The sequence below is a fragment of the Aeromonas sp. QDB63 genome (assembly GCF_027707425.1).
GTDB classification, from domain to species: domain Bacteria; phylum Pseudomonadota; class Gammaproteobacteria; order Enterobacterales; family Aeromonadaceae; genus Aeromonas; species Aeromonas caviae.
Window position 1 is genome coordinate 1 of sequence record NZ_JAPCIS010000012.1, and the last position, 16,264, is coordinate 16,264.

Sequence of the window (16,264 nt, forward strand, 5' to 3'; positions counted from 1 at the left end):
TCAGAAGTGAAACGCTGTAGCGCCGATGGTAGTGTGGCATTCGCCATGCGAGAGTAGGACACTGCCAGGCACCCAATACAAGAAACCCCGCTCACTCGAGCGGGGTTTTTTATTGCCTGAAATTCAGCCCTCACTGGAGGGCAAACGGGCACTATGGTGCTGTTCGTCGTTCACGTTCACTTGTTGCCGAACCCACATGTTGGCTCTCTCCGTTTTCATCATTTTTAGCGTAATAACCCAGTCGGAGCTGTTCTGTCTAAACCCGCCGCCCGCGCTGCGATTGGGGTTGTATCTGAATCATAACTCGGTAGAGTAAGGGGCATTCCGGGTTTGCCCGTGCCATGGTTTCGGTTTCTTTTTCTGGTATGGGACTCTCAGCCTGTTTTTATTCACCTTCACTCAGTGGTACCGATATGGAACAAGTAAACAAGTCAACCTTCAACGATGTGCTGGAATATGTGCGTATGTCCCGTCGTCAGAACAAGCTCAAGCGTGAAATCGCGGACAACGAGAAAAAGATCCGTGACAACCAGAAGCGGGTACTGTTGCTCGACAACCTGAGTGACTATATCAAGCCCGGCATGAGTATTGACGAGGTTCAGGCCATCATCGCCAACATGCGGACAGATTATGAAGAGCGCGTAGATGACCATATCATCAAAAATGCCGAGCTTTCCAAGGAGCGCAAGGAGCTGAGTACCAAGCTGAAGAGTATGAGCACCAGCAAATAATACCGCCCCGCTCTCGTCAACACCGGCCTCTGGCCGGTGTTTCATTTTCATGCCGCAGCTCGGATCTCTTGCCGCGTTGCAACAATCGGCTCCCATTTTCACAATCGCCCTGTTAACATCGCTGCAAAGCGGTCAATAGATTTCAAGCCCTTGACTTGAAACGACTAAGCTTGATTGAAAGACAATAAATTGCGCAACCATGGTGGGGCTGATATGGGCGCATCAAAACAGACGGATTCAAATAAAGTGGCATCTCAGGATTCATCCGTACCTAATACGGACGGGCAACAACAGCGTAAACGCCGACCCTGGTGGCGCTGGTTGTTCTGTTTTATCTTTTTGCTTTGCCTGGCTGCCGCGATCGCCCTGGTGGGTTATGAAATGAAGACCTCCCGACTGCAGTCACAGGAGATCTCCCGCTATGCGGCCACCCTGACCTATCAGATCGAACCCGGCCCCAGCAAGCAAATTGCCTTCCCCGACGACGGCCCGTTCGACAAGCGACTCGGTTATGTGCTGATGCCCATGATCCAGGAACGTCTCGTTCAGCGTGGCTACCAGGTGAGCGAACAGGTCCGTTTTTCCGATGCGCTCTACAACTACGCCAGCCACGGTTTCTTCGTGCCTTATACCGAGAAGGTCCAGGCAGGATTGACACTCTATGACTGCCGTGCAGAACCTTTCTACCAGTACAAGTATCCGACTCATTACTATCCGGATTTCAATGCCATACCGCCCCTGGTCATCCAGTCTCTGCTGTTTATCGAGAACCGTGAACTCCTGAGCAACAAGGAACCGCTGGCCAACCCGGCCGTAGACTGGCCGCGCTTTGCCAAGGCGGCGCTGTCTCAGGTGGGCAAGGCGCTGGATATGCAGGATCAATCCGCTGGCGGCAGCACTCTGGCGACCCAGGTGGAGAAGTATCGTCATTCTCCCGATGGACTGACCGTTTCGCCGACCGAGAAGATCCGCCAGATGGTCTCGGCCAGCGTTCGTGCCTATCGGCTGGGGCCCGAGACCCTGGAGGCCCGCAAGCTGGTTGCCTGGGCCTACCTCAACTCGGTCCCGCTCTCTGCGGCGCCCGGTTATGGCGAGGTGCACGGTCTCGGTGATGGCCTCTGGGTCTGGTTTGGCGCCAATGTCGATGAGGTGAATCGACTGCTGGATCCCGCTCGCAACCAGGATTCCACCCTGGCCGAGCAGGGCCTTGCCTTGCGCCAGGTTGTCTCCCTGATGATCGCCCACCGCCGTCCTTCCTATTACCTGGCGCAGGGCAGAGAAGCCCTGTCGACCCTGACAGACAGCTATCTGCGACTCTTCGTGCAGGAGGGAATGATCACGCCCCCCCTGATGGAGTCGGCTCTCAAGGCCAAGCTGGTCTTCCGCGATTTCCTGCAGGCACCTGCCATCACTCGAGTCAACAACAACAAGGGGCTGCAGGTGGCTCGCACTCGTCTCAGTCGTCAGCTCGGGGTGCAGCTTTATGACCTGGATCGCATGGATCTGATGGCCAACACCACCCTCAATATGCCGCTGCAGAACGAGGTGTCACGGTATCTGCAGCAACTGGCAGACCCTGCATTCGCAGCCCAGGTGGGCCTGTTCGGTGAGCGCCTGCTCTCGCCGGAGAAGACGGGTGATGTGAAGTACAGCTTTACCCTGTTCGAGAAGACGCCGGAAGGGGTCAAGGTCAGGGTGCAGACCGACAACACGGACCAGCCGTTTGACATCAATGAGGGCAGCAAGCTTGAACTGGGATCCACCGCCAAGTTGCGGGTGCTGACGACCTATCTCGAGATTGTCACCGAGTTGCATGACAGCTACGGCAATATGCCGGTGGAGAGCCTGCGAAAGATCGAAGTGTCCGATCAGGACAACATCAGCCGCTGGGCCATCGCCTATCTGATGAGTGCCAAGGACAGAAGCCTGCCGGTGATGCTGGAGGCCGCACTGGACCGCAAGTATTCCGCGAGTCCCTATGAAGGCTTCTTTACCGGCGGTGGCATGCACACCTTCAACAACTTCCGCAAGGAAGACAACGGTCGCATCCCCCCCATTCGCGATGCGCTGCGGGAATCCATCAACCTGCCCTTCGTGCGCTTGATGCGGGACATCGTCCGCTACAGCCTCTACAAGGAGGGAAATCGTGCCCAGTTGTTGAAAGATGACAGGGATCCTCGCCGTACCGAGTATCTCGCCAAGTTTGCCGACAAGGAGGGCCAGACCTATCTGCTGAGGTTCTGGCGCAAATATCGTGGCAAGAGTGCAGAAGAGCAGCTCGATACCTTCCTCGATGGTCTCAAACCCAGCGCGGTGCGTCTCGCCGCGGTGCATCGCTATCTGATGCCGGAAGCCTCCCAGGCCGACTTTGCCGCTTTCCTGGTCAAGCGCCTGCCGCGGGAGAAATTGACCGAGAAGCGCATAGAGCAGCTCTATACCAATTACGGCCCCGGCAAATATTCTCTGCCGGATCAAGGTTATATCGCACGGGTGCATCCACTCGAGCTGTGGTTGCTTGCCTATCTCAAGGAGTTTGACAAGGCCACCTTTACCGATGCGGTAACCGCCAGCCGTGACGAGCGTCAGGAGGTCTACAGCTGGCTGTTCAAGACCCGTCATCGCAGTGCCCGGGATAGCCGGATCCGCACCATGCTGGAGGTTGAGGCCTTCCTCGACATCCATCAGCGCTGGGCTCGCCTGGGTTACCCCTTCGATCACCTGGTTCCGTCCCTGGCGACCGCACTGGGCAGCTCGGGCGATCGTCCTGCTGCGTTGGCCGAGCTGATGGGGATCATCCAGAACGGCGGCATTCGTGCGCCGACCCTGCGCATCGAGCACCTCTCCTTTGCCAAGGGGACCCCCTTCGCCACCGTCTTTGAGCCGGCGAACACCCAGGGGGAACGGGTGATGCCTGCCGAGGTGGCCAACGCCTTGCGCAATGCACTCTCCAAGGTGGTGGAAGGGGGGACGGCGCGGCGCATCGCCGGGGCCTTCGCCTTGCAGGATGGTACTGTCCTGGCCCTGGGGGGCAAGACGGGGACCGGGGACAACCGGATCGAGACGGTCGGTCGCTACGGCAATGTGACCAGTTCACTGGCTCGCAACCGGACTGCGACTTTCGTCTTCTACATCGGGGATGATCACTTCGGCACGCTGACGGCCTATGTACCCGGCAGCCAGTCCGACAAGTTCCGCTTCACGTCGGCGCTGCCTGTACAGGTGCTCAAGGGGATGGCCCCCCTGTTGGTGCCCTATCTGCAACCCGCTACTCACACCCAGTGCATGGCGGGCAGCTGAGCGGACATCGCATGAAAAAACGGGGCCATTTCGGCCCCGTTTGATTATGTACTGCATGCCGCCATGAGGTGGACGTGAGTCATCACTTACAACAGATCTTCAATTTCACCGCGCAGGTACTGGTACATCTCGCGATAGGCTACCGGCGGCTTGTTCAGCTCCCGTTCCTTGTTGGCGGTGCGGATCAGCTGACGCAGCTTCTGGCGATCCAGCTCGTGGAACTGGGACATCAGCTCGTTGAGGGCGCTGTCGCCTTCGGTGATCAGCCGCTCGCGCCACTGTTCGAGGCGGTGCAGGCGGGCGTTCACGGTGGAGTGACGCATCTTGATGATGGAGAGGGCCTCTTCAATGGGGGCCACATCGCGGCTACGCATCAGACGGCCGATGAACTGGAGATGGCGACGGAAGGACTCATCCTTCTTCGGCTTGAGCTTGCGACCCAGCTCGACCGCTTCGGCGAGCTCTTCATCCAGGGGGATCTTCTCCAGCTCGCTGTGACTCAGGGAGACGATCTCTTCCCCAATCTTCTGCAAGGCCTCGGCATCACGCTTGAGCTGGCTCTTGCTGGGGCCCCAGTCTTCCCACTCGTTGTCGTCTTGATATTGACTCATCGGTCTCTGTATTCCTGTCATTCACGTTTGGCGGATATGTTACCAGCTTCTCCCGCTGGGCGCAGGGGTCTGATATGCTTAGCCCCTTTCCTTCCCTTCATACAGATGTGAGTTATGGACCAGCAAGATCAAATCCGCCAGGATCAATCCCATCTCGAGGCCGTGGTCGCCGAGGCCCTTGAGATAGCGAAAGGGCTGGGCGCCGGGCTTGCCGAAGTCTCCATCAGCAAACAGACCGGCCTCTCGGTGAACACCCGGGGCTGCGAGCTGGAAAGCATCGAATTCAACAAGGATGGCGCACTCGGCATCGCCGTCTATCGCGACGGTTGCAAGGGTTCCTCCTCCACCACGGATCTGACCAAGCCGGCCATTCGCGCCGCCGTGGAAGCGGCCATGGAGATCGCCCGCCATACCTCTCCCGATGACTGCGCCGGTCTTGCGGATGCGGATCTGCTGGCCTGGGATGCCCCGGACCTGCAACTGTGCCACCAAATCGAGCTGGATCCCCAGCGTGGCATCGCGCTGGCCATCGAGTGCGAGCGGCTGGCCCTGGGACGGGATGCCCGCATCAAGCACTCTGACGGAGCCAGTTTCTCCAGCCACCTGGGCGTCAAGGTTTATGGCAACAGCCACGGCTTCGTCAAAGGCTATGCTGCATCGCGCAACTCCCTGAGCTGCGTACTGATCGGCGAGCAGGATGGCGACATGCAGCGCGACTACGGCTACTCCTCCAGCCGCTCCCTGGACGGGCTGTGGAGCCCCCAGCGCATCGCTGACGAGGCGGTGGAGCGCACTGTTTCCCGCCTGGGGGCTCGCAAGATCAGCACCCGCCATGCCCCTGTGCTGTTCCACCCCGATACCGCTGCCGGCCTGTGGGGCCATCTGGTGATGGCCATCAGCGGGGGCAACCTTTATCGCAAGTCGAGCTTCCTGCTGGATAAACTGGGCAAGCAGATCCTGCCCGAGTGGCTCACCATCCAGGAGTTCCCCCACTTGCCGGGAGGACTTGCCAGCACCCCGTTCGACGGGGAAGGGGTTCGCACCCGCGACATGGACATCGTCCGCAGCGGCGAGCTGATGAGCTGGCTGCTCACCTCCTACTCCGCCCGCAAACTGGGCCTGACCACCACGGGCCACGCCGGGGGCATCCATAACTGGCAGGTCTCCAATACCGGCCAGGACTTCCAGGGCATGCTCAAAGAGATGGGCACCGGGCTGCTGGTGACCGAGCTGATGGGGCAGGGGGTCAACATCGTCAATGGTGATTACTCCCGCGGCGCAGCCGGTTTCTGGGTTGAAAATGGCGAGATCCTCTATCCTGTGGAGGAGATCACCATTGCAGGCAATCTAGCCGACATGTTCAGCCATATCGTGGCGGTGGGCAGTGATGAGGATGAGCGTTCCAGCCTCAAGACCGGCTCCGTACTGGTCGAGCAGATGAAACTGGCGGGGCACTGATCCCCTCCGTCCGATCTGGAATATGGTGTCTAGTCCTGAGATAGGTCTACACATTTTCAGCTAGCTTTTAGCACTCAGAACCCCCGATGCGTCACATCAGGGGTTCTGTATTTCAATGCCTGATGCGGTTGCTCCAGGTTATAAGTATCCACTGCCTTTCGCACTTTTCCCCGCCTGCGCCAGCCTCTGCAGGCTTTGCAGCAGTGACTCTCTTTTCAAGATCTCAGTGCATTTTGGTGACAGTTATGAGTATCTGTCATCAAGCATTTGACCCCGTGTTGTTCATGCAATGACTGATACAACCCCGAACAATACTGCACCTGGTGGTCCGAATGATGAATAAGCTCTCCGTGGTCACGTTGTTGCTTCAGTGTTTTCTCGATCACCATCGACTCGGCATTCATCTCTTAGTTGCCACTATTTTGCGTGAGCAGGTGTCCGTCACCTAGCTCAGGTAGAGCGGCCCTGAGTGTCATAACGCGTCTGCGTCTGTTTATAGGTGAGCTTGCCTTCTTCAATCTGCTCGACCAGGGCCAGTTTAAAAATCAGAGTAATTGTGTTGTGTTCGTTTACGCCCTGTCCCATCGAGATCTCCATCTATTCGGAGGAGAAGATGCAAACCATATTCAGGCAGATGCGCCGATCAGACGTCGGCCAGCTGCAATGCCTGGCGGTAGTACTCGTTGGCCTTATTGGTCAGGCGGCGCTTGTCCATCACCTGGCCGAGGGCGTGGTAGAGGGCGGCATCAGGCGCCTTCGCCACTTCCTGCTCCAGCAGCCGCTGGGCTTCGTCCAGTTGACCGGCCAGCAGGCAGACCCGGGCCAGCGCGGCTTCGGCGCCAGGCTGATCCTGGATCTTTCTGAGCAGGGTCAGCATGGGCTGGTAGTCGTCCAGTTTGAGCTTGGGCAGGCGGGCGAACAGCTCGGGGGAGGGATCCTTGCGCAGGGCCTCCAGCCAGAGATCGGCGGCTTCGGCATCGGCCCCCAATCGGCGCAGGCGATCCCCGTAACTGGCCAGCAGCACGGGATCCTGGCGCTGTTTGCGGGGCAGACCCTGCCAGACCGTGCGCAGGGTGTCGAGGGAGTCGCTGGCGGCCTCCAGACGACCGCACCACGCCTGGTGCAGCAGGGTCTCTTCCTGCTGAGCGGTCAGCTTGCCCACCTTGCGCAGGGCAGGGGCGAGATCGATGAGGGCCGCCCAGTCTTCACGGGCCAGATACACCTGACGCAGCTGATCCAGCACCATGGGGTGGCGCGGGTTGAGGGCATAGATGGACTCGAGGCGACCGAGGGCGCTGTCGTACTGGCCCTGCTCAATCTGCAACTGGGTCTGGATCAGGGTCAGTGCCAGCTCTGCCTTGGGGTTCTCTTCCTGAGCTTTCTGCAGGTAGTGATCCCGGCGCACGTCATCGCCCCGGGCCTGGGCCACCCGGGCGGCGCTCAGGTAGTTGAGCAGCGGGGTGTCGCTGTTGTCTGCGCCCTTGATGAGGAGCTTCTCGGCCTGGTTGTAGTGCCCCTCGGCCATGGCCAGGGTGGCATTGACGGTTTGCAGGTTGGCCTTGCGGCGGCGGCGGGAACCGAACCAGCCCTGGGTCTTGCGGCGCAGGCCGAACAGGCGGGCCAGCACCCATTCCACGATGAGCAGGGCGCCGTAGAACAGCACCGCCAGGATCACCGCGCTGGTGACCGAGGATTCCACCGTGTAGTTGCCCAGCGAGATGAGCACATAGCCCTTGTTGCCGGAGGCTTCGGGCCCGAAGATGAGGCCCGCCACCATCACGGCGACTATGACGATCAGACGAATCATGGTCTCCTCCTCAGTTGCCGGCCAGGATGCGTTGCAGGCGTTCGGTCAGCACCTGTTCCAGCATGGTCTGGGTCTTGAACTGATCCGGGTAGTCAAACTGGATCTGCTCGCCTTTGAGCTTGTCGAGCTCGGACTGCATGTACTGGGTGGCGCTGTTGTCGGCATCGAAATACTGGGTCAGCCAGCGCTGGGCCTTCTCCAGGCTGTCGACATAGAGGGACTGCTGTTCACGATAGACGGCGAGCTGGGCCTGCAGCAGCTTGGTCTTGAGGTTCTCCCGCAGGAAGATCTCCTGCTGCGGGGAGAGCAGGGCTTCCACGGCGCCATCCCGGCGACGAATGGTGATGAAGTTTTCGGTGAACTTGACCCAGTTCTTCTTCAGGTTGCTCTGCCACTCGTCCGGGTTGGTGCTGACGGTCTGGTCGGGCTCGCTCTTGGCTTCCGGCATGCTGACAGTGGAGAGGGGCAGCAGCTCGATCTGGTCCGAGAGGGCGGCCAGCTTCAGGGTCAACCCCTCGCGATCGACCCGCGGCATCCCCTTGAGCTTGGCGATGTCTTCCGCCAGCGCCTTGCGGATGGGCATCAGGCTGGGGTCGTTGAGCGCCTTGATGCGCTCGTCGGCGTTGCCGAGCAATGTGATGGCGGAGACGATGTCGTGTTCGAGCCACAGCTTGCGGCCCGCCATGCGCACCAGGTATTCGGATTCCGCCAGCATCCAGTCATTGGGGCGCTTGTCGTCCAGATCCAGAACTTTGGTCTGCAAGGCGTCCAGCGCCTCCTGCAACTGCTGCTGGCTCTTGCCGAGGGCACCGATCTGTTCGGCATCCTTGCTGCTGCCCTGATCAATTCTGGTCATGGCGTCGGCCAGTTGCTGCTTGAGGGCTACCAGTTCGGCCTGCTGGGCAACGGCGTTCTGGTGTCCGTGCACATAGAGACCACCGGCCAGCCCCAGGGCCAGCAGGATGGCGATGCCGCCAAGCACGGTGCCAGAGCTGCCCTTCTTGCTCCCTGTCGTTCCGGGAGCGGGCTTGTTGTTGTCGGCCACGGTGGCCGCGGCACTCGGCTGGACTTCTTGCTGTTCAGTCATTCCATCTTCCTCAGTTCCAGGGCGGCCACCAGAGCCTGGTTGGATGCACCTTGGGCAATCACGATACGGGTAAAACCAGCCCCTTCTGCCATCTCGGCCACCCGGGGACTGGGCACCACCAGCAGGCGGTCATAAAGCCAGGGGTGCTGCGGGCCGGGCACCAGGGCCAGCAACCGCTGCAACAATTCGCCACTGGTGATGAGCAGGCTGTCGAGCCCGGCTGCCTGCCAGTGGCGGGTCAATGCGTCCCCGTCAAGATCGGGGTAGTGGCGCTCGTAGGTGGCACAATAGTGCACCAGTGCGCCCCGTGAGGCCAGCGTCCGGGCGATGAGATCCCGCCCGTCGTTGCCGCGCAGGATCAGCACCCGGCGGCCACTCACCCCTTGCAGCGCCGGCAGGGCCAGCAGCCCTTCACTGCGGGGATCGGCCGGGCACAGGGCCTGGATGCCCGCCTCGGCAAAGGCATCCGCACTCGCCTGACCGACTGCAAAGTAATCAATATGTGGCCAGGTCTGACCAGTTTGCAACAGAAAATGATGTGCAAAATGAACGGCATGCATGCTGACGGCGATAACGAGGTCCGCCTCTCGCAGCATGTCACCCAGGTGAGGGAGGTCGCATCCCGGCCGGGTTTCCAGCAACGGACAGCAGAGCGGTGCATGACCCAGCTGGCGCAGCATCTGCACCAGCTGGTTGGCCTGGGCGGCCGGGCGCACCACCAGGGGGACCATCAGGGGGCGCTCCAGGCAGATGACCGTGAACCTGGCTGTGCTGCACTCATGCCCGGTAGACCTCGGCCAGGATAACGTCGGCGCCGGCGGCCAGCAGGCGCTGGGCCAGGGTGTGGCCCAGCGCCTCGCCCTCTGCCAGGGGGCCGCGGATCTCATCGCGAATGACGTGGCTGCCATCCGGGCTGCCCACCAGGCCGCGCAGCCATACCTCTTCTCCCTGTACCAGGGCATAGGCCCCGATGGGCACCTGACAGCCACCTTGCAGGGCGCGGTTCATGGCGCGCTCGGTCAGCACCCGGATGCGGGTCTCGGGGTGTTCGAGCGGCGCCAGCAGGGCGTGCAGCTCGTGATCGTCGAGGCGGCATTCGATGCCGACCGCCCCCTGGCCGTTGGCGGGCAGGCTCTGCTCGGGTTCGATGAAGGCGGCGATACGATGGGCCATCTCCAGTCGTTTCAGGCCGGCGGCGGCCAGGATGATGGCGTCATATTCACCGGCATCCAGCTTGGCGAGGCGGGTGTTGACGTTGCCCCGCAGGTCGCGGATCACGAGATCAGGGCGCGCAGCGCGCAGCTGGCACTGACGGCGCAGGCTGGAGGTGCCGACCACGGCCCCTTGAGGCAGCTCGTCTATCTGGTTGAAATGGTTGGAAACAAAGGCATCACGCGGGTCTTCGCGCTCACAGATGGTGTGCAGGCCGAGTCCATCGGGGAACTCCACAGGTACGTCTTTCATGGAGTGGACAGCGATGTCGGCACGCCCTTCCAGCATGGCAGTCTCCAGCTCCTTGACGAACAACCCCTTGCCGCCGACCTTGGCGAGGGGGGTGTCGAGGATCTTGTCACCCTGGGTGCTCATGGGCACCAGTTCGACCTGCAGATCCGGATGGAGTGCCTCCAGCCGATCTTTCACAAAATTGGCCTGCCACAGGGCCAGTGGGCTCTTTCGAGTGGCAATTCTCAGGGTTCGGGCTGCCATATCAATCAGTTGTTTCATCTTTTGAGAGGAAAACGATCTTACCACCCTTTGCAGGGGCTTTCATGGCGCAGCCCGCAAAAGCGGGGCCAAGCTCAAAAACGGGGGCTGAAAATTATTTTCATTCAGCCAATAATTGATTTTAAGTTATTGAAAGTAAGCAACTTTATTGCTTTCCTCTGATACCGTTACGAACGGGGTCAGAAATAATCCGGTGATTGTGTGCGGGCTTGTTTACCACTGCTGTTTGCATTGTTAACATGATCACACTTTTTTGACGTCTCCCCGTTTTGGTGCGTCATTTCTCTTCCCCATAGGTAGGGCATTGCTGGTTAAACTCGACACGCTGGTGGCGCGCTACGACGAACTCAATCGTCTCAAGACGCAACGAGCGCTGGATCTCATGAGTCGCTACGGGCAGCAGGTTTTCCACTTGCTGCCTGTCATGCTGCACTTCAATCACCCCCTGTTGCCCGGTTATGTGGCAGGGGATGTGCCTCATGGTATCTGGAGTTTTGTCGCCAACGAGGCCCAGCAGGCCTTCATTCAGGATCTCTGCCAGAACGCCAACTGCCAGGGAGGTCTCAGTACCCACGACAAGTCCATCCAGGGCCTCTACTCCATGGGGAGCACCTCCTCCATCGGTCAGTGCTGCCACTCGGATCTCGACATCTGGGTCTGTCACGTGGCCGGTCTGTCGAGCGAGCGCCTCGCCCTGCTGGAACAGAAGTGCCAGCACCTCTCCATGTGGGCCGAGCAGCGGGGGGTCGATCTCAACTTCTTCCTGATCCCCGAAGACAAGTTCCGTCAGCGCAACGATGCCCAGATGCAGGGGGAGAGCTGCGGTAGCGCCCAGCACCTGCTGCTGCTCGACGAGTTCTACCGCAGCGCCATGCACATCGCCGGCAAGCGGCTGCTCTGGTATCTGGTGCCGGCCGAATATGACGATCACTACGACGACTACGTCAATGGCCTGTTTGCCCACGGCAAGTTGAGCCAGGATGACTGGCTCGATCTGGGGGGCTTTGATCGCATTCCTGCCGAGGAGTATTTCGGCTCCGCCCTGTGGCAGCTCTACAAGGGGATCGACTCCCCCTACAAGGCGGTGCTCAAGTCGGTGCTGATGGAGGCCTACTCCCACGAGTATCCCAACACCCGGCTGCTGTCGGTGACCAGTCGCGACTGGTTCCAGCACAACGAGGGGATGCACTACCGCCTCGACAACTACTGCCTGATGCTGGACAAGGTGACCAACTACCTCAAGTCCATCGGCGACATGCAGCGCCTCGATCTGGTGCGTCGCTGCTTCTATCTGAAGGTGTGCGACGGGCTGAGCCATCCCAAGGAAGATCACTCCCCGGACTGGCGCCGGGAGCAGATGGCCCAGCTGGTAGCCTACTGGGGCTGGAGTCCGGAGCGCCTTTACCACCTTGATCACCGCCAGGAGTGGAAGGTCGAGGACGTCAAGGTGGCCTACGCCGAGTTGCTGGAGGCTCTGATGCAGAGCTACCGCAATCTCATCCAGTTCGCCCGGCGCAACAACATCAGCGAGTCCATCAACCCGGAAGACATCGGCATCCTGTCGCGCAAGCTCTATGCCGCATTCGAGAGCCTGCCGGGCAAGGTGCAGCGCATCAACCTCAAGATTGCGCCGGATCTCGGCGAGCCGGATCTCAGCCTGGTACAGGTACCCCACGGTCGCCTGAATCGCGCCGGCTGGTATCTCTACAAGCATTCCCTCGAACCCGCCGACATCATTGGCCGGGCGCCGCTCGAATATAACGGCTACATCAGCAAGCTGGTGGCCTGGGCCTATTTCAACGGCCTGCTGACGCCCCAGTCCCGGGTGCACCTGTTCAACCAGGGCTCGGATCTGCACATCGACAACCTGCATCAGTTCTGTCGCGATCTCTCCGGGACCTTCCCGGTCAAGTATCCCCGTGCGACCAACCTGGCCCTGAGCCGGCCGTGCGAGATCCGCCAGCTCTCCATCTTCCTGAACCTGGAGACGGACCCGTCCAGCCACTGGGTGGGGCAGGTGATCGAGTTCGATGCCAACGCCGCCGATGTCTTCTCGTTCGGTCGCAACCAGGAGTGTCTGGTGGGATCCGTGGATCTCGTCTATCGCAACTCCTGGAGCGAGATCCGCACCCTGCACTTCGAGGGAGAGGAAGCCGTGGTGGACGCCCTCACCACCATCCTCGGCAAGATGCACCAGGACGCCGCGGCCCCCGAGATGATCGAGGTGTTCTGCTACAGCCAGCACTTCCGCTCCCTGGTGCGCACCCGCTTCCAGCAGCTTGTGGCTGAATGCATCGAGCTGCGCCTGGCCCGGGACAAGCAGCAGCTGGTCAAGACGCTGGCGCTCGGCAAGGAGAAGTACGGCATCTTCTTCGAGCGGCGCGGGGTGTCGGTCAAGAAGCTGGAAAACGCCATCGACTTCTACCGCCACATCTCCCACAACAAGCTGGATCACCTGCCGCTGCGCCTCGACAAGACTCACAGCCAGCACCTGCCCGGTATCGTCGACGCCTACGCCAGCGAAGGGCTGGTGCAGTTCTTCTTCGATACCCGGGATGCAGGCACCAACATCTATATCCTGGACGAGGCGAATCGGGTGGAGATCTACCAGCACTTCGCCGGCAACAAGGACGAACTGGTACAGGGGGTGAACCGGTTCTACACCTCGGGTCACGAGCGATTCAGCAATGCGGGTCAGTTCAGCAACTTCAACCTGCCCCAGTACTACGAAATCGTGCAGGTGGGTGACAAACTCGATGTGATCCCCTACCGCAGCCAGAGCCCGCAGCGGGACACGCCAGGCGCGGCGCGGGAAGTAGGATGATGTGCTGATAACAGCACCGGCAAGATGGCAAACGGCCTGCATGATGCAGGCCGTTGTCCTATCCGTGGTACGGGAATCTGGCGTGGAGGGGGCGCAGCCAGTGACGGATGTCGGCGAGCATCGCCGTCAGGGATGAAAGCAAACGGCCTGCTGATGCAGGCCGTTGTCTTACCCGTGATCCGACAATCAGGCGCCGAGGCGGGCCAGCAACCAGCTGCGAATGTCGCCCAGCTGGGGGCGGCAGATCTCGTGGCGCATGGGGTATTCGTGCCACTCGGGGCTGAGTCCCGCCGCTTCCAGCCGGTTCTTGGCGTCCCAGCCCATGGAGAGGTTCACCACGTCGTCATAGATGCCGTGCATGTAGCAGATGGGCAGGGCGCGGGCCACCTCGCTCATTTCGCCGGGCAGGGCATCGGGTACCGCCAGATAGGTGGACATGCAGAGCAGGCCTGCCAGGGGCACCGGATGACGCAGGGCGGTGAAGGAGGCGATGACGCCCCCCTGGGAAAAGCCGGCCAGCACGATGCGCTCGGGGGCGAAACCCTCGGCCACCAACTGTTCGATCAGCGAAGCGATACGGGCTGCTGACTCCCTGACATGGGACTCCACGGCGCGATCCGCCGGATCCTCGAAGCTCTTGATGTCGTACCAGCCGCGCATCCGGTAGCCCATGTTGATGGTGATGGGGCGCTCGGGAGCATCCGGCAGCAGATGGCGGACGGGCAGGTCGGCGGGCAGGGCCAGCGCCTCCACCAGGGGGGCGAGGCCGGCGCCGGAGTCCCCCAGCCCGTGCAGCCAGATCACCGCATGGCGGGCACCTTCGGGATGCAGATCCGTCATGAGAAGACCACGGGCTCGCCGGCCTGGGTGGTGCAGGCCCGGGTCAGCAGGGCCTTGAGCTCGTCGCCGAAGCGGTTGTCGATCCAGCTGTCACCGCGCAGCTCGAAGTGGAAGCCGTTCTCCCGGGTGGCGACCCAGATCTGGTGCAGGGGCTCCTGCTTGTTGATGATGACCTTGGTCTTGTTCTCGAAGCTCAGGGTCAGCACCCCGCCGGCGCGTTCGCAGTCGATATCCGGATACCCCTCGTCGATGGTGTCTTCCACATACTGGAAAAAGGCGTCGGTCAGGGCGTGATACTCGTGATCCTTCATCGGTTTATCCTGTTGCTTTTAACAATGTGAGTGCGATTATAGAGGGCCAAAAATTTTTTCGCAGCGAACCATTATGATTACCCAGTTCACCAAGTGCCTGTTTGCCGCGTCGCTGTCGCTCGGGTTGGCCGCCTGTGGCCTGACGGGGCCGCTCTACATGCCGCCGGCCGAACAGCCCGCACCTGCAGAGCAGACACAGCCCAAGACAGAGAGTACACCGCAAGCCGCCTCGCCTGCGACCGCTACACCGGCCTCAGAGGCCGCGCCGCAATAATCTAGGAAGGAACCGCCCCCTTGGATCACTTTAACTACGACGCAGACGGTCAGCTTCAGGCCGAACAGCTTCCCCTGCAACAGCTTGCCGACCAGTACGGCACTCCGCTCTATGTCTACTCCCGCGCCACCCTGGAACGCCACTGGCATGCCTTCGACCAGGCGGCGGGCGACATTCCCCACCTGATCTGCTACGCGGTCAAGGCCAACTCCAACCTGGCCCTGCTCAATCTGCTGGCACGTCTCGGTTCGGGCTTTGACATCGTCTCCGGCGGCGAGCTGTCCCGGGTGCTGGCGGCGGGCGGTGATCCGGCCAAGGTGGTCTTCTCCGGCGTCGCCAAGAGCGAAGCCGAGATGCGCCTTGCGCTGGAAAAAGAGATCCTCTGCTTCAACCTGGAGTCCGAAGCCGAGCTGGAGCGCCTGAACCGGGTCGCAGGCAGCATGGGCAAGAAGGCGCGGGTCTCGGTGCGGGTCAACCCGGACATCGACGCAGGCACGCACCCCTATATCTCCACCGGCCTCAAGCAGAACAAGTTCGGCATCCCCATCGAACAGGCGCCCGCCATCTACCGCAAGGCGGCGGCCATGGCCCACATCGAGATCAAGGGGGTGGATTGCCACATCGGCTCGCAACTCACTGAATTGAATCCCTTTATGGAGGCGGCGGACAAGCTGCTCAAGCTCATCGACGAGCTGGCGGCGGAAGGCATCCACATCCATCACCTGGACGTGGGCGGCGGTCTGGGGGTCAACTACGGCGCCGAGCAGCCGCCGCACCCCACCGAGTATGCCGAGGCGCTCAAGCAGAAGCTGGCTGGCCGGGATCTGACCCTCTTGTTCGAACCGGGCCGCGCCATCGTCGCCAACGCCGGTGTGCTGTTGACCCGGGTCGAGTTCCTCAAACCCGGCGAGACCCGCAACTTCGCCCTGATCGACGCCGGCATGAACGATCTGCTGCGCCCCTCCCTCTATGGCGCCTGGATGAACATCATCGAGGTGGACAGCCGCGCGACCCACGAGAAGGCACTCTATGACGTGGTGGGCCCGGTGTGCGAGACCGGCGACTTCCTCGGCAAGGAGCGTACCCTGGCGATTGCCGAGGGCTCCCTGCTGGCGGTGCGTTCCGCCGGCGCCTACGGCTTTACCATGTCCTCCAACTACAACACCCGACCCCGTGCGGCCGAGGTGCTGGTGGACGGTGACCAGGCGCACCTCATCCGTGAGCGGGAGCAGTTGGCGGATCTCTGGCGTGGCGAGCACCTGCTGCCGTGATGGATGGATTTTCAGCGTTCCTCCATGT

Annotated in this window: 14 protein-coding genes and 1 pseudogene; 6 read left to right on the top strand and 9 right to left on the bottom strand. The window is 61.0% G+C overall.

Features of this window, described 5'->3' with window-relative positions:
* Positions 1-413 precede the first annotated feature (413 nt).
* Both tmaR and PG879_RS10095 read left to right on the top strand, forming a co-directional pair.
* Positions 414-731, top strand: coding sequence for a PTS system regulator TmaR (tmaR, locus tag PG879_RS10090; protein ID WP_010672687.1), 318 nt, complete (start codon positions 414-416; stop codon positions 729-731).
* A gap of 213 nt (positions 732-944) precedes the next feature.
* Positions 945-4,028 carry a transglycosylase domain-containing protein gene (locus PG879_RS10095; protein ID WP_270830116.1) on the top strand — a complete coding sequence of 1,028 codons (3,084 nt, stop codon included), beginning with the start codon at positions 945-947 and terminating at the stop codon, positions 4,026-4,028.
* 86 nt (positions 4,029-4,114) lie between these two features.
* On the opposite strand, the gene yjgA is transcribed toward PG879_RS10095, so the two are convergent.
* Positions 4,115-4,639, bottom strand: coding sequence for a ribosome biogenesis factor YjgA (gene yjgA, locus PG879_RS10100; RefSeq protein WP_333563501.1), 525 nt, complete (start codon positions 4,637-4,639; stop codon positions 4,115-4,117).
* A gap of 114 nt (positions 4,640-4,753) precedes the next feature.
* Here yjgA and pmbA point away from each other — a divergent pair, with 114 nt between their 5' ends.
* Positions 4,754-6,097: a metalloprotease PmbA gene (gene pmbA, locus PG879_RS10105; protein ID WP_039039813.1), complete on the top strand. Its 1,344-nt coding sequence runs from the start codon at positions 4,754-4,756 to the stop codon at positions 6,095-6,097.
* Positions 6,098-6,171: 74 nt separating this feature from the next.
* Here the strand turns inward: pmbA and PG879_RS10110 are convergent.
* The 6 genes and pseudogenes from PG879_RS10110 to hemC form a co-directional block, all read right to left on the bottom strand.
* Positions 6,172-6,566, bottom strand: a pseudogene (locus tag PG879_RS10110) (integrase core domain-containing protein); the annotation flags it as partial.
* Positions 6,548-6,682: a hypothetical protein gene (locus PG879_RS10115; protein ID WP_010672691.1), complete on the bottom strand. Its 135-nt coding sequence runs from the start codon at positions 6,680-6,682 to the stop codon at positions 6,548-6,550. The pseudogene PG879_RS10110 and the gene PG879_RS10115, both read right to left, overlap by 19 nt.
* A 58-nt stretch (positions 6,683-6,740) precedes the next feature.
* Entirely contained in the window at positions 6,741-7,904 is a 1,164-nt protein-coding gene (locus PG879_RS10120; protein WP_039039812.1) for a heme biosynthesis HemY N-terminal domain-containing protein, read from the bottom strand.
* 10 nt (positions 7,905-7,914) lie between these two features.
* Positions 7,915-8,991 carry a uroporphyrinogen-III C-methyltransferase gene (locus PG879_RS10125; RefSeq protein ID WP_039039811.1) on the bottom strand — a complete coding sequence of 359 codons (1,077 nt, stop codon included), beginning with the start codon at positions 8,989-8,991 and terminating at the stop codon, positions 7,915-7,917.
* Entirely contained in the window at positions 8,988-9,722 is a 735-nt protein-coding gene (locus PG879_RS10130) for a uroporphyrinogen-III synthase (protein WP_041214343.1), read from the bottom strand. Before PG879_RS10130 ends, PG879_RS10125 begins: the two co-directional genes overlap by 4 nt.
* 46 nt (positions 9,723-9,768) lie before the next feature.
* A complete protein-coding gene (gene hemC, locus PG879_RS10135) occupies positions 9,769-10,698 on the bottom strand; it encodes a hydroxymethylbilane synthase (RefSeq protein ID WP_182935144.1) in 930 nt (309 codons plus the stop codon).
* A gap of 322 nt (positions 10,699-11,020) precedes the next feature.
* On the opposite strand from hemC, the gene PG879_RS10140 reads away from it, so the two are divergent.
* Positions 11,021-13,540: a class I adenylate cyclase gene (locus PG879_RS10140; RefSeq protein ID WP_042879398.1), complete on the top strand. Its 2,520-nt coding sequence runs from the start codon at positions 11,021-11,023 to the stop codon at positions 13,538-13,540.
* A gap of 186 nt (positions 13,541-13,726) precedes the next feature.
* On the opposite strand, the gene PG879_RS10145 is transcribed toward PG879_RS10140, so the two are convergent.
* Both PG879_RS10145 and cyaY read right to left on the bottom strand, forming a co-directional pair.
* Positions 13,727-14,380 carry an alpha/beta hydrolase gene (locus tag PG879_RS10145; protein WP_270830118.1) on the bottom strand — a complete coding sequence of 218 codons (654 nt, stop codon included), beginning with the start codon at positions 14,378-14,380 and terminating at the stop codon, positions 13,727-13,729.
* Entirely contained in the window at positions 14,377-14,691 is a 315-nt protein-coding gene (gene cyaY / locus PG879_RS10150; RefSeq protein ID WP_010672698.1) for an iron donor protein CyaY, read from the bottom strand. The genes PG879_RS10145 and cyaY overlap by 4 nt, the downstream gene beginning before the upstream one ends.
* Positions 14,692-14,764: 73 nt before the next feature.
* On the opposite strand from cyaY, the gene lptM reads away from it, so the two are divergent.
* Together lptM and lysA are read left to right on the top strand one after the other, a co-directional pair.
* On the top strand, positions 14,765-14,965 hold the full coding sequence (gene lptM, locus PG879_RS10155; protein ID WP_010672699.1) for an LPS translocon maturation chaperone LptM: 201 nt from the start codon (positions 14,765-14,767) through the stop codon (positions 14,963-14,965).
* A 20-nt stretch (positions 14,966-14,985) separates the two neighbouring features.
* Positions 14,986-16,236 (top strand): diaminopimelate decarboxylase, encoded by a 1,251-nt coding sequence (lysA, locus tag PG879_RS10160; protein ID WP_039039806.1) that lies wholly within the window; start codon positions 14,986-14,988, stop codon positions 16,234-16,236.
* Positions 16,237-16,264 lie beyond the last annotated feature (28 nt).

Excerpts from the sequence above, each read along its gene's own strand:
- yjgA (WP_333563501.1), bottom strand. The coding sequence starts at position 4,639 with ATGAGTCAATATCAAGACGACAACGAGTGGGAAGACTGGGGCCCCAGC.
- PG879_RS10120 (WP_039039812.1), bottom strand. The coding sequence starts at position 7,904 with ATGATTCGTCTGATCGTCATAGTCGCCGTGATGGTGGCGGGCCTCATC.
- pmbA (WP_039039813.1), top strand. The coding sequence starts at position 4,754 with ATGGACCAGCAAGATCAAATCCGCCAGGATCAATCCCATCTCGAGGCC.
- PG879_RS10130 (WP_041214343.1), bottom strand. The coding sequence starts at position 9,722 with ATGGTCCCCCTGGTGGTGCGCCCGGCCGCCCAGGCCAACCAGCTGGTG.
- PG879_RS10115 (WP_010672691.1), bottom strand. The coding sequence starts at position 6,682 with ATGGGACAGGGCGTAAACGAACACAACACAATTACTCTGATTTTTAAA.
- cyaY (WP_010672698.1), bottom strand. The coding sequence starts at position 14,691 with ATGAAGGATCACGAGTATCACGCCCTGACCGACGCCTTTTTCCAGTAT.
- PG879_RS10095 (WP_270830116.1), top strand. The coding sequence starts at position 945 with ATGGGCGCATCAAAACAGACGGATTCAAATAAAGTGGCATCTCAGGAT.
- hemC (WP_182935144.1), bottom strand. The coding sequence starts at position 10,698 with ATGGCAGCCCGAACCCTGAGAATTGCCACTCGAAAGAGCCCACTGGCC.
- tmaR (WP_010672687.1), top strand. The coding sequence starts at position 414 with ATGGAACAAGTAAACAAGTCAACCTTCAACGATGTGCTGGAATATGTG.
- PG879_RS10145 (WP_270830118.1), bottom strand. The coding sequence starts at position 14,380 with ATGACGGATCTGCATCCCGAAGGTGCCCGCCATGCGGTGATCTGGCTG.
- PG879_RS10125 (WP_039039811.1), bottom strand. The coding sequence starts at position 8,991 with ATGACTGAACAGCAAGAAGTCCAGCCGAGTGCCGCGGCCACCGTGGCC.
- lptM (WP_010672699.1), top strand. The coding sequence starts at position 14,765 with ATGATTACCCAGTTCACCAAGTGCCTGTTTGCCGCGTCGCTGTCGCTC.